This window comes from Domibacillus enclensis (genome assembly GCF_900156125.1).
GTDB lineage: Bacteria > Bacillota > Bacilli > Bacillales > Domibacillaceae > Domibacillus > Domibacillus enclensis.
Map to the genome: position 1 here is coordinate 14,488 of NZ_FTLX01000006.1, position 13,104 is coordinate 27,591.

The following is a 13,104-nucleotide window of genomic DNA, read 5'->3' on the forward strand; positions in this document are numbered from 1 at the left end:
CAAATAGAGCATGAATTATTATGAAGCAGGCGAATACGAGGTTGTTGTCATTGGAGCAGGCCATGCTGGAGTCGAAGCAGGTCTTGCTTCTGCGCGCACAGGAGCCAAAACGTTAATGATTACGATCAACCTTGATATGATCGCTTACATGCCGTGCAACCCGTCTGTCGGCGGACCGGCGAAAGGAATTGTCGTCCGAGAGATCGATGCGCTGGGCGGCGAAATGGCCAAAAATATTGATAAAACACACATTCAAATGAGAATGCTGAATACAGGAAAAGGTCCGGCTGTCCGAGCATTGCGCGCACAGGCGGATAAAGTGCTGTACCAGCAGGAAATGAAAAAAACGATTGAAAATGAACCGAACCTGACATTGATTCAAGGAATGGCCGAGCGCTTTATCGTAGAAGACGGTGAATGCCGCGGAATCGTCACGCAAACGGGCGCCATCTACCGCTCCAAAGCCGTTGTTGTCACAACCGGTACATTTATGCGTGGAGAAATCATTCTCGGCGACTTGAAATATTCCAGCGGTCCAAACAACCAGCAGCCGGCTGTGAAGCTGTCCGAGCATTTAGAAGAGCTTGGCTTTGAGCTTGTCCGCTTTAAAACGGGCACACCGCCGCGCGTCAACAGCAACACCATCGATTATTCCAAAACAGAGATTCAGCCCGGCGACGATGTGCCGCGTGCGTTCAGCTATGAAACAAAGGAATTTATCATGGATCAGCTGCCTTGCTGGCTTACGTATACGAATGAAGAAACCCATACCATTATTGGAGACAACCTGCACCGTTCGCCGATGTACTCCGGCGTGATTAAAGGCCGCGGACCGCGCTACTGTCCATCGATTGAAGATAAAGTTGTGCGCTTTAACGACAAGCCGCGCCATCAGATTTTCCTGGAGCCGGAAGGACGGAATACGGAAGAAGTATACGTACAGGGCTTTTCGACAAGTCTGCCGGAGGACGTGCAGTACCGGATGCTCCGCACGATTCCAGGCCTTGAAAAAGCACAGCTGATGCGTGCCGGATACGCGATTGAATATGATGCGATGGTGCCGACACAGCTATGGCCGACGCTTGAAACGAAACGCATTAAAAACTTGTACACAGCCGGCCAGATCAATGGCACATCCGGCTACGAGGAAGCAGCCGGCCAAGGGCTGATGGCGGGCATGAATGCCGCGTGCCGCGTGCTTGGCAAAGAAGAAGTGGTGTTAAGCCGCTCGGACGCCTACATCGGTGTGATGATCGATGACCTGGTCACAAAAGGAACAAACGAACCGTATCGTCTGCTGACGTCGCGTGCGGAATACCGCTTGCTGCTGCGCCACGATAACGCCGATCTCCGCTTAACAGACATTGGCCATCGGCTTGGCATGATTTCGGATGAACGCTATGCCGCATTCACAGCGAAAAAAGAAGCGATTGCGATGGAAATAGACCGGTTGAAAGCAACGATTATTAAACCGGACGAAACAACACAAGCCGTCATTCGAGAAGCCGGCGGAAGCGAGCTGAAGGACGGCATTCGCGGCGCTGATTTGCTGCGCCGCCCGGAAATGACCTACGACGCGATCAAGCAGTTGATTCCTTCTCCGGAAGCGCTCGGTGAAGACGTAGAAGAGCAAGTGGAAATTCAAATTAAATACGAAGGCTATATCGAAAAGTCCCTGCAGCAGGTAGACCGGATGAAAAAGATGGAAAACAAAAAAATTCCAGTTGATATCGATTACGATGCTATCAGCGGCATTGCGAATGAAGCGCGGACCAACTTAAAAGAAGTTCAGCCGCTTTCCATCGCACAGGCATCCCGCATTTCCGGCGTGAATCCAGCTGACATTTCGATCTTGCTTATTTACATTGAGCAGGGCCGTGTTGCGCGCACGGCAAGCGAATAAGAAGGGAAAGAAACCATGAATATTGAACAATTTCAATCCGCGCTCGCTGAGCGGGGCATTGTATTATCAGAGGAGCAGCTTGCGCAGTTTAACCGCTACTACGAGCTGCTCGTCGAATGGAATGAAAAAATGAATTTAACGGCGATTACCGAGCGGGAAGACGTGTATATGAAGCATTTCTTCGACTCGATCACAGCCGGCTTTTATATCGATTTAACGAAGCCGCTCCGCCTCCTTGATGTAGGGGCGGGAGCGGGCTTCCCAAGCATTCCGCTGAAAATCGTGTTTCCTGATCTGAACGTGACGATTATTGATTCATTAAACAAGCGCATTACCTTTTTAAATCATTTGGCGTCGGAACTCGGTCTTGAAAACGTTCAGTTTGTTCACGGACGAGCAGAGGAGATGGGCCAAAAGCCGGAGCACCGCGAGCAATATGATCTTGTCACAGCGCGGGCAGTCGCGCGTATGTCTGTGTTATCAGAGCTTTGTCTGCCTTTTGCGCGTACAGGCGGCTCATTCGTCGCAATGAAAGCGGCCAGCGCCTCTGATGAAATGGATACAGCCAAAAAAGCGATTCAGACGCTTGGCGGAAAAACAGATGATGTTTTTTCGTTTAAGCTGCCGATTGAAAACAGCGAACGAACGATTATTGTGGTACGAAAAGAAAAACAAACGCCGAAGAAATATCCGCGTAAAGCCGGGACACCGAATAAAACACCAATTGAATAGTCCGTGGCAGGAACAGGGCGCCTCATGGCGAATACTACAAAGGTGGAGAATGGAAAAGGTGGTGTAAACATGAAGCGTCCTTTTTCCCGTCTTTTTGGCGGAAAAGGTGAAACAGCCGTGATGCTTCCCGTTGATGAAGTAAAGAACATTCCGATTGAATGGATCATCCCGAATCAATTTCAGCCCCGGCTTGTGTTTCAAGAAGATAAAATAGCAGAACTGGCCGCCACAATTGCAATTCATGGCATCATACAGCCCATTGTCGTACGGGAACGGGGAGATGACCAGTACGAAATCATTGCGGGTGAGCGGCGGTTTCGGGCAGCCAAAAGTCTCGGACACGAAACTGTCCCCGTTATGGTCCGTCCATTTACCGATGAACAAACGGCTTCAGCCGCTTTGATTGAAAATGTGCAGCGAGAAGAGCTTTCGCCCGTCGAAGAAGCCATTGCGTACAAAAAACTGCTGGATATACATGAAACAACGCAGCAGCAGCTCGCAGAAATGGTCGGGAAAAGCCAATCATTTGTGGCCAATAAGCTTCGGCTGTTAAAGCTTCCGGAAGAAGTGCAGCAAGCCGTCGCAGAAAGAAAAATAACCGAGCGCCATGCGCGGGCCCTTTTGCCTCTGAAAAAACCGGAGTTGCAATGCACACTGCTGGCAGTGATGATCGACAAGCAGCTGAACGTGAAGCAAACAGAGGACCGGGTTGTAAAAATGCTCGAAAAAGAGCCGTCGCGCCCCCGGACAAAAGCCGTCAGCCGCGATATCCGCATCGCACTCAACACGATTCGCGAGTCCCTTTCGCTTGTCGAAAAGAGCGGCATTCCTGTGGAACAGTCGGAAGAAGACCATGACGAATATTATCGGATTACCATACAAATTCCGAAAAAACCAAAGCCGTAAAGCCGTTTTTACACAAAAGCGGCTTTTTTTGCGGGCATAAAAAGCCAAAACACGTCCTTTTTGATAGAATAAGAGGAGATGAGATCGATAGATGAAAGCAGGTGGCTTCTTTTGGGAAAAGTAATCGCTGTCGCTAATCAAAAAGGCGGCGTAGGCAAAACGACCACATCCGTTAACCTTGGGGCATCCCTTGCTTCAATCGGCAAGAAAGTGCTGCTTCTCGATATAGATCCACAGGGAAACGCAACAAGTGGAGCGGGCATCGAAAAAAGCAGTGTGGAGCAATGCGTGTATGACGTGCTTGTAGATGATGTAGAACTCGCAGATGTCGTCAAGCAAACGACAGCAGAAGGAATGTTTGCGGCGCCGGCAACCATTGCGCTGGCTGGAGCGGAAATTGAGCTCGTGTCCGCTATTTCACGTGAGCAGCGGTTGAAAAAAGCACTTGAGCCGCTCCGGGAAAGCTTTGATTATATTGTGATTGACTGTCCGCCTTCTCTCGGATTGCTGACGATAAATGCCTTGACAGCAGCGGACTCAGTTTTGATTCCTGTTCAGTGTGAATACTACGCGCTTGAAGGGTTGAATCAATTATTAAATACCGTCAAGCTCGTTCAAAAGCATTTGAATAAAGACCTGTACATAGAAGGGGTTCTGTTGACGATGTTTGATGCCAGAACCAATTTGAGCATTCAGGTGGTAGAAGAAGTGAAGAAATATTTTCATGACAAAGTATATAAAACGGTTATTCCGAGAAACGTGAGGCTGAGTGAAGCGCCAAGCCATGGAAAACCGGTTTTATTGTACGATCCGCGTTCACGGGGCGCAGAAGTGTATCTTGATTTTGCGAAAGAGGTGGCAGCACATGGCTAAAGGGTTAGGCAGAGGGCTCGATGCGCTTTTTACCGATATGGGATCGGACAGCGGCAGTGCGGTTCAAGACATCTCGGTCAAAGACATTCGCCCCAATCCGCATCAGCCGCGTAAAACATTTAACGAAGAAGCGATTGAGGAGCTCAAGCAATCGATTTTGTCCCATGGCATTTTACAGCCGATCGTGCTGCGCAAAAGCATTAAAGGATATGAAATCGTCGCAGGAGAGCGGAGATACCGGGCAGCCAAAGCAGCCGGCTTAAAAGAAGTGCCCGCGATTGTAAAAGAGCTGACAGAAGCGCAAATGATGGAGCTGGCGCTTCTTGAAAACCTCCAGCGGGAAGACTTAACGGTGATGGAGGAAGCCGCTGCATACAAGCTGATTATGGATAAGCTGAGCGTCACGCAAACCGAGCTTGCCACCCGCATTGGCAAAAGCCGTCCGCACATCGCCAATTACGTGCGTCTGCTTGATCTGCCAGCCGACATTCAAGAGATGATCGCAGAAGAAAAGCTGTCGATGGGCCACGCTCGTGCCTTGCTCGGTGTAAAGCCTAAAAAGCGGCAGCTGGAAGCCGCTCATAAAACGGCGGAAGAAGGCTGGACCGTGCGGCAGCTCGAAAGCTGGATTCGTGAATCAAAAGAAAATGTTTCACGTGAAACAAAGCCGGTAAAAAAAGATGTGTTTATTTTAGACCGGGAAGAAGCCCTGCGTGAACGGTTTGGCACGGCTGTACAGATTCGCCAGTCCAAAAGCGGAAAAAAAGGAAAAATTGAAATTGAATACATGACCCAGGACGATTTAAACCGCATATTAGACATGCTGGATGAAAATAGATAAATGCGAGGTTTGCACAAAAGAATTGGATAGAGGAAAAAACCCAATTTCTTTTCGTAAAGAAGTCATCTTCATAAACGGAGCTTTCCTGCCAAGGGAAAGCTTTTGTTATTTTCAAAAAATAGATTGACACGTCCAAAGCACCGTGTAATAATCCTACTTAATACATAAGAATTATAAGGTAAAAGGGGGGCAGCACAGTTTTTTCTGTGCAATGACAATGAAACTAAAACAAACAGTTGGACTTACAGCGATAGCCGCTTCGCTTTTTTTGGCAGGCTGCGGCGGGGAAACGGCATCGACCGGGGGTAGCAGCGCACCGGTTGAAAACGTTCCAGAAAAAGTAAATGGAGAAGATCCGGTAAAGATTAAAGTCATCCGCAAAATTGGCGGAGACGATCATACCGCTCAATTTTTAGCGGGTGCTCAAAAAGAAGGCGAATCGCTCGGCTTTGAAGTGGACACCTTCACAGCAAACGGCGATTCAGCCAAATTCCATGACGCCATTAATCAGGGGCTGACACAGGACTATGACGGATTTATCATTTCACACGGCGACGACGCGGCGACAGTGACAGAAGTGCAAAAGCTTGTGGATGCGGGCAAAAGTGTTGTGACATTTGATTCCAATGAAGAGCTGAAAAGTGTAGAGGGCGTCACGCTGACGTCTCAGGATGATGAAGCACTTGCGACGCTGGCATTGGATCAGCTGATTGAAGATACAAACGGCGAGGCGGATATTGCCTACCTGTGGGTGGATGGCTTCCCGCCAATGGTCCGACGCAATGCAGTATATGAGCAAAAGCTGAGCGAAAACCCGGGCATTCAAGAAGTGGACCGCTTTGGTGTTGCGGCAGCAGATACGACCGTTCAAACGCAAAATGCGGTACAGGCCATGCTGAAAAAGTATCCTGAAGGCGAACTGGATGCGATCTTTGCTACGTGGGATGCGTTTGCGATCGGGGCAGCCCGCGCGCTCCAGGAAGCAGGACGTGACGACGTGAAAATATACGGCATTGACGTATCGAATGCGGACTTGCAGGAAATTCAAGATCCAGAAAGCCCGTGGCAATACACAGCGGCTGTTGATCCATCGCTAATCGGTGCGATTGATATGCGTATCCTGGCGAAAAAGATTGCAGGAGAAGAAACACCGCAGGAATATGCACTAGAAGCTTCTCTTATTTCCAAAGAAGATCTTCAAAAAGCAGATGGCGCGGTGAACATGGAAAGCTTGTCTGACGTTGTGGAAGGCTGGGGACAGTCGGATGAATTCACGGAAGAGTGGATGACGACGCTAAAAGAGCATCACGCTAAATAAGAAACAGATCATGGGGAAATCTCGTTCAAGAGGTTTCCTCGTTTTCTGTCATGAAGGAGGCAGTCGTTTGTATGAAAACCGTTCTTGATATGAAGAAGATATCCATTGCTTTTCCAGGTGTACAAGCACTGAACGGAGTTGATTTCCGAGCCGAAACAGGACGCGTTCATGCGTTGATTGGCGCCAATGGAGCGGGAAAATCAACGTTAATGAAAATTTTGTCCGGTGCATACGGCCATTACGAGGGGAACTTGCTGCTAAATGGGGAGCAAGTCGAGATCCGCCAGCCCGCCGATGCGAAAAAGCATGGCATTCAAATGGTGTATCAGGAAGTGGACACAGCGCTTATTCCGAATTTATCCGTTGGTGAAAATATCATGATGGACCAGCTCGTCAATGGCGCGGACAAGCAATGGATCGAGTGGAAGCGGTTGTGGAGTGAGGCTGAAGCACTGCTGAAAAAGCTGAACATCCCGCTTTCGCCGAAAAAGCCGGTAAGCGACTTAACGCTGGCGGAAAAACAAATGGTGCTGATTGCCCGCGCCATTTCAAATGACTGCCGGTTTTTAATCCTGGATGAGCCAACGGCACCGCTCAGCCAAACAGAAACAGATGAGCTATTCCGGGTAGTACGGGATTTAAAGCAGCAGCATGTCAGCATCATTTTTATTTCACACCGGCTGCCGGAGCTGTTCGCCATCTGCGATGATATTACTGTCATGCGCAACGGCGAGCTTGTCGGCAAAAAGCAAATCGCCGAAACGACACAAAATGACGTCATTGAAATGATGCTCGGACGAAAAATGGATGAACAGTTTCCTGCGCGAAAGCATCAAAAAGGAGACGTGCTCCTGCGCGTATCCGGCTTAACTGCCAGGGACGTCCACGGTGTCGACCTGACCGTTCACGCAGGGGAAGTTGTTGGATTAACGGGGCTTGTCGGCGCCGGCAAGTCTGAAATCAACAAAGCGCTTTTCGGTGAAGACCAGCATACATCCGGCACAGTCGAAATAAATGGACAGCCCGTTTCCTTCCGCTCGCCTCACGATGCGGTGAAAAAAGGGCTTGTGCTCGTACCGGAAGAGCGGCGCCGTGAAGGGGTGTTTGTCTCCGAATCCGTTTTGGCCAATCTGACCGTGACGACACTGGGTGCTTTAGCGAAAAGAAGCTTTATTTCCTTCCGCAAAGAAAAAGAAACCGCTGCCGCGATGATTGAGCGTCTGGATGTCCGCACGCCATCCGCCCAAACGAAGGTCCGTTATTTATCCGGCGGAAACCAGCAGAAAATCGCCATTGGCAAATGGCTGCTGGCGGAAGCGGATGTGTATTTGTTTGATGAGCCGACCAAAGGGGTGGACGTCGGAGCCAAGCGGGAAATTTTTGATTTGATCGCAGAGCTGGCTGCCCGTGGCAAAGGTGTTTTATATACCTCCAGTGAAATGCCGGAAATCTTCGGCATGACGGACCGGATGTATGTTGTGTACGACGGCCGCATTGCCGCGGAAAAAGAAACAGCTCATACAACAGAAGAAGAAGTCATGTACTACTCAACAGGAGGAAACTAGTGTGTCTCAAAAAAAACCGTTTCAGCTATTTGATTTTTTCTATAAATACGGCACGATCCTGACGATTATCGTTTTAATCGCGGTGTTTACCGCCCTTAATCCTGCGTTTATCAGCAGTGACAACCTGTTAAATATTTTGCGGTCCATCTCCATCGTCACGATCATTGCGGTCGGGGTGACCGTGTCGCTTGCAGTGAACGGATTTGATTTGTCCGTAGGCTCATCGGCTTCACTGGCCAGTGCGATTGTCATCTCGATGTTTGTCTGGTTTTCTCAAAACCTGGCTGTTGCGCTCCTCGCTGCTTTTTTAGGCGCAATCGTTATCGGACTGTTAAATTCGATTATGATTGTAAAATTAAAAATTCCGGACATGCTGGCGACGCTGGCGATGATGTTCATTATTCAAGGAGTGGCGCTCACTTATACAAAAGGAGCGACCATCTCTGAAAACATGGTCATGGCAGACGGCTCGTACGCAGAAGGCACGATCAGCCCGCTTTTTGCCAAGTTTGGCCAGCTGCCCTGGATTATTGTGATCATGCTGGCGGTTGTGCTCATTGCGCAAGGCTTTCTTTCATTAACGAAGCACGGCCGGTTTATGTATATGATCGGCGGCAATCAGGAAGCTGCCCGCTTGTCAGGCATTCCGGTGAATCGCTACAAGGTGGCCGCGTACCTCCTATCCGCGCTGCTGGCGGCTCTTGGCGGTATTGTGCTGGCGTCACGCGTCATGACAGCCGAAATCAATGCCGGCGGTCCTTATTTAATGGACGCTGTGGCAGCTGCTTTTATTGGACTGTCTGTACTAGGAGCCGGCAAGCCGAATGCACTTGGCACATTTGTCGGCGCCGTTTTAATTGGCATCCTGCAAAACGGCCTTGTCATGATGTCGGTGCCGTATTACGCAATGGACATCGTAAAAGGCTCGGTGCTTGCTTTTGCCCTGGCGCTCACGTATTACAAGCAAACACACAGCTAAAGCTCGAATTTCTGTAAAAAAAGAGCCGCTCCTGTTAAAATGAGAACACATTCGTAAAAAAGAAGGAGGGCTCTTTTTGGAGGAACAATCGTTATCAACCTATCAGCGCGCCCTCGAAGCATTGTGGGCACAATTTACAAACGAAGAAACGTGGCTCACGATTGGGCAAGCTACGCTTAAAATTACACTGACACTTATTGCGGCCTGGCTTATTGTCAAGGTCGGAAAAATTGCGGTTCGGAATTTTTTCGCCATTCGGTCCAAAGCACCGCTGACGCTGTCAGAGCGACGTGAAAATACACTGTTAAAGCTTATTGAAAATGTACTGGCATACGTTGTTTATTTTATCGCGCTTGTGAACGTGCTGGCGGTCCTGTCGTTTGATGTTAAAGGGCTGATTGCCGGGGCCGGGGTGCTCGGTCTTGCGATTGGTTTTGGCGCCCAGAGCTTAGTGAAGGATGTCATCACCGGCTTTTTCATCATTTTCGAGGACCAGTTTTCGGTCGGAGACTTTGTCCGCATTGGCCAGTTTGAAGGAACGGTTGAGGAAATCGGCCTCCGGACAACGAAGCTGAAGGTGTGGACAGGGGAAACGCATATTTTGCCGAACGGCAGTATCATTGAAGTCACGAACTTCTCGATCAGCAACAGTGTCGCGGTCGTGGACGTCGGCATCGCGTATGAAGAAAACATTGAAAAAGCGGAAAACGTGATCAACGGACTTTTAGAAACATTAAAAGAGAAATATCCGGAAATTGTCGACACACCGAAATTGCTCGGCATTCAAACATTTTCCCCGTCTGACGTTACCCTCCGCATTACCGCGGAAACGACACCGATGAATCACTGGTATATTGCCCGGATGATGCGCAAGGACATTAAGGAATGCCTGGACGCCAACGGCATTGAAATTCCGTACCCAAAAATGGTGATGTACTCACGGAACGATCAGGGTGCACCAGCGGATTCAAAACAGGCGAAGAGCGGAGGATAAGCGATGGAAGAAAAGCAGTTTGAATTAAACGACGTCGTTGAAATGAAAAAAGCCCACCCGTGCGGCACGAACAAGTGGAAGATTATTCGCCTCGGCATGGATATCCGGATTAAATGCGAAGGCTGCGGGCACAGTGTGATGCTGCCCCGCCGCGAATTCTCCAAAAAAATGAAAAAAGTGCTGAACGAAAACGGTGACTAAAAGGAAAGCAGCCCCCCTGTAAACAGGCGGGCTGCTTTTTTATTGGCGTTGCCTTTTTTCAAACGAGTCCATATAATGAGGAAAGGTCAGGAAACGGTCCGTTTTGGAATGAAAACAAGGAGTGAACATAAATATGGCATTAACAGCAGGAATTGTCGGTCTTCCGAATGTCGGAAAATCAACTTTATTTAACGCAATCACAAAAGCAGGCGCAGAGTCTGCCAACTATCCTTTCTGTACAATTGATCCGAATGTCGGGATTGTAGAAGTACCGGATGCCCGCTTGAACAAGCTGACGGAAATGGTGACACCGAAGAAAACCATTCCAACGGCATTTGAATTCACCGATATTGCCGGCATCGTAAAAGGGGCAAGCAAGGGAGAAGGACTCGGCAACAAATTCCTGTCTCACATTCGTGAAGTGGATGCAATTTGCCAGGTGGTCCGCTGCTTTGATGATGAAAACATTACCCACGTATCCGGAAAAGTGGATCCGATCGATGACATTGAAGTCATTAACCTGGAGCTGATTCTGGCGGATCTGGAATCTGTTGATAAGCGGATTGCCCGTGTTGTGAAGCTGACAAAGCAAAAGGACAAGGATGCGGTTGCCGAGCATGATGTGCTTGTGCTCGTAAAAGAAGCACTGGAGTCTGACAAGCCGGCCCGTTCCGTTGAGTTCACCGAGGAACAGCAAAAAATCGTGAAGCAGCTTCATTTGCTAACAGCGAAGCCGATGCTGTATGTGGCCAATGTGAGCGAGGAAGAAATCGCTGATCCTTCGAAGAATGAGCACGTGCAAAAAGTACGCGACTACGCAGCCGGCGAAGGCTCAGAAGTCATCGTGATCAGCGCGAAGGTGGAAGAGGAAATTGCCGAGCTGGACGACGACGAAAAAGCGATGTTTTTAGAAGAGCTTGGCATCGAGCAGTCCGGCCTTGATCAGCTGATTACAGCGGCGTACTCATTGCTTGGCCTTGCGACGTACTTTACGGCAGGCGTACAGGAGGTTCGTGCCTGGACATTCCGTAAAGGCATGAAGGCACCGCAATGTGCCGGTATTATTCACACCGACTTTGAACGCGGCTTTATCCGTGCAGAGACCGTTTCCTATGACGATCTTGTGGAAAACGGCTCAATGACAGCGGCAAAAGAAGCGGGGAAAGTCCGTCTTGAAGGAAAAGAATACGTGATGAAAGACGGAGACGTTGTTCATTTCCGCTTTAACGTATAAATAAATGAATGTGTACGAAGCCTTCAACGCCATTTCCTTGGCATTGAAGGCTTTCGTGCTGTTGAAAACAGAATGTGCAATGAAAAGCAGGTGACAACTGAGCAGATCATTTAGGTTGCATTAATCAAACGTGTGTTCTATAATAAAAGAGTGTTCACCTGCACTGCTTCTCCTCCTTCTAGAATAACCGCATGACGAAAACATATTGCGCTGTTGAGAAAAACGTGTTATAATTTCAACTTGTGAGTAATGAAAATTTGCTCCTTGCTGTCGAGCCTGAAAACAGGAATTTGGCAGCCGCATAGTCCACGAGGAGGTGAACGAAGATGAGAAAGTACGAATTCATGTACATTATCCGCCCGAACATTGAAGATGATGCGAAAAAAGCGCTAGTTGAGCGTTTTGATAACATCCTTACAACGAACGGTGCTGAAATCATCGAGTCAAAAGAATGGGGTAAACGTCGTCTTGCATACGAAATCAATGATTTCCGCGAGGGCTTCTACCAACTAATTCATGCTAAAGCTGAAGATGCAGCAGCAGTTAATGAATTTGACCGTCTTGCGAAAATCAGCGATGACATTATCCGTCATATCGTTGTTAAAGAAGAAGAAAAGTAATCGCAACACCATAAATACACATCTTTTTCCAGTTAAAAGAAAAGGAGTTGATTCTGATGATAAACCGAGTGGTTTTAGTCGGCCGTTTAACGAAAGATCCTGAGCTGCGCTATACACCAGCAGGCGCCGCTGTTGCAACGTTTACGCTAGCGGTTAACCGCACGTACACAAACCAGCAGGGCGACAGGGAAGCGGACTTCATCAACTGTGTTGTCTGGAGAAAGCCGGCGGAAAACGTCGCGAACTTCTTGAAAAAAGGCAGTCTCGCAGGCGTTGAAGGCCGCATTCAAACACGCAATTATGAAGGCCAGGACGGAAAGCGCGTATACGTGACGGAAGTTCAGGCAGACAGCGTTCAATTCCTTGAGCCGCGTTCAAGCAATGGCGGGGGAGGCCAGTATAACAACCAGGCACCTCAGCAGCAGCAGAACGGCGGCTACGGCAGTCAGCAAAGCAATCAGGACTTCCCATTTGGCCAGCAACAGCAGAATCAACAGCGCGGCAATCAAAATGCCGGTTATTCGAAAATGAATGAAGATCCGTTTGCAGATAACGGTCAGCCGATCGACATTTCAGACGACGATCTTCCGTTCTAATTCACATAAGAGGAGGGGAAACACATGGCAGGACGCAGAGGTGGACGTAAGCGTAAAAAGGTTTGTTATTTCACATCTAACGGTATTACACATATCGACTACAAAGATGTTGATTTGCTTAAAAAGTTCGTTTCAGAACGTGGAAAGATTCTTCCACGTCGTGTAACGGGTACAAGCGCTAAATACCAACGCCGTTTGACAATTGCAATCAAACGCTCGCGGCAGGTAGCACTTCTTCCATTCGTTGGAGAAGAAAGATAAGAACGACAGAAGCACAATGCTGACGATTCAGCATTGTGTTTTTTTTTTTGATTAAATAAAAAAAATGAAAAAAACAGCGTA

At 48.6% G+C, this 13,104-nt stretch carries 14 protein-coding genes; all 14 read left to right on the plus strand.

What is annotated here, in order from left to right; genetic code table 11:
• The first annotated feature begins 10 nt into the window (after positions 1 to 10).
• Positions 11 to 1,903, plus strand: a complete 1,893-nt coding sequence (mnmG, locus tag BW952_RS12645; RefSeq protein ID WP_045851747.1) for a tRNA uridine-5-carboxymethylaminomethyl(34) synthesis enzyme MnmG — start codon at positions 11 to 13, stop codon at positions 1,901 to 1,903.
• A gap of 15 nt (positions 1,904 to 1,918) precedes the next feature.
• Positions 1,919 to 2,635, plus strand: coding sequence for a 16S rRNA (guanine(527)-N(7))-methyltransferase RsmG (rsmG, locus tag BW952_RS12650; protein ID WP_045851748.1), 717 nt, complete (start codon positions 1,919 to 1,921; stop codon positions 2,633 to 2,635).
• Between the two features lie 69 nt (positions 2,636 to 2,704).
• Positions 2,705 to 3,541 (plus strand): nucleoid occlusion protein, encoded by an 837-nt coding sequence (gene noc / locus BW952_RS12655; protein ID WP_045851749.1) that lies wholly within the window; start codon positions 2,705 to 2,707, stop codon positions 3,539 to 3,541.
• A gap of 111 nt (positions 3,542 to 3,652) precedes the next feature.
• Positions 3,653 to 4,414, plus strand: a complete 762-nt coding sequence (locus tag BW952_RS12660; RefSeq protein ID WP_076496306.1) for a ParA family protein — start codon at positions 3,653 to 3,655, stop codon at positions 4,412 to 4,414.
• Entirely contained in the window at positions 4,407 to 5,255 is an 849-nt protein-coding gene (locus BW952_RS12665; protein ID WP_076496307.1) for a ParB/RepB/Spo0J family partition protein, read from the plus strand. The genes BW952_RS12660 and BW952_RS12665 overlap by 8 nt, the downstream gene beginning before the upstream one ends.
• Before the next feature lie 217 nt (positions 5,256 to 5,472).
• Positions 5,473 to 6,573: a sugar ABC transporter substrate-binding protein gene (locus tag BW952_RS12670; RefSeq protein WP_045852625.1), complete on the plus strand. Its 1,101-nt coding sequence runs from the start codon at positions 5,473 to 5,475 to the stop codon at positions 6,571 to 6,573.
• 71 nt (positions 6,574 to 6,644) lie between these two features.
• The gene (locus BW952_RS12675) at positions 6,645 to 8,138 is read left to right on the plus strand and encodes a sugar ABC transporter ATP-binding protein (protein ID WP_076496309.1); all 1,494 of its coding nucleotides are present in this window, start codon (positions 6,645 to 6,647) and stop codon (positions 8,136 to 8,138) included.
• A 1-nt stretch (position 8,139) separates the two neighbouring features.
• Positions 8,140 to 9,117, plus strand: coding sequence for an ABC transporter permease (locus BW952_RS12680; RefSeq protein WP_156149438.1), 978 nt, complete (start codon positions 8,140 to 8,142; stop codon positions 9,115 to 9,117).
• A gap of 76 nt (positions 9,118 to 9,193) precedes the next feature.
• Entirely contained in the window at positions 9,194 to 10,111 is a 918-nt protein-coding gene (locus BW952_RS12685) for a mechanosensitive ion channel family protein (RefSeq protein ID WP_045852637.1), read from the plus strand.
• A gap of 3 nt (positions 10,112 to 10,114) precedes the next feature.
• A complete protein-coding gene (locus BW952_RS12690) occupies positions 10,115 to 10,312 on the plus strand; it encodes a DUF951 domain-containing protein (RefSeq protein WP_045852636.1) in 198 nt (65 codons plus the stop codon).
• A 133-nt stretch (positions 10,313 to 10,445) separates the two neighbouring features.
• Entirely contained in the window at positions 10,446 to 11,546 is a 1,101-nt protein-coding gene (gene ychF / locus BW952_RS12695; protein ID WP_076496310.1) for a redox-regulated ATPase YchF, read from the plus strand.
• 326 nt (positions 11,547 to 11,872) lie between these two features.
• Positions 11,873 to 12,166: a 30S ribosomal protein S6 gene (gene rpsF / locus BW952_RS12700; RefSeq protein WP_045852639.1), complete on the plus strand. Its 294-nt coding sequence runs from the start codon at positions 11,873 to 11,875 to the stop codon at positions 12,164 to 12,166.
• A gap of 56 nt (positions 12,167 to 12,222) precedes the next feature.
• A complete protein-coding gene (ssb, locus tag BW952_RS12705; protein WP_045852640.1) occupies positions 12,223 to 12,762 on the plus strand; it encodes a single-stranded DNA-binding protein in 540 nt (179 codons plus the stop codon).
• A gap of 24 nt (positions 12,763 to 12,786) precedes the next feature.
• Positions 12,787 to 13,023, plus strand: a complete 237-nt coding sequence (rpsR, locus tag BW952_RS12710; protein ID WP_045852641.1) for a 30S ribosomal protein S18 — start codon at positions 12,787 to 12,789, stop codon at positions 13,021 to 13,023.
• The last annotated feature ends 81 nt before the right edge of the window (positions 13,024 to 13,104 follow it).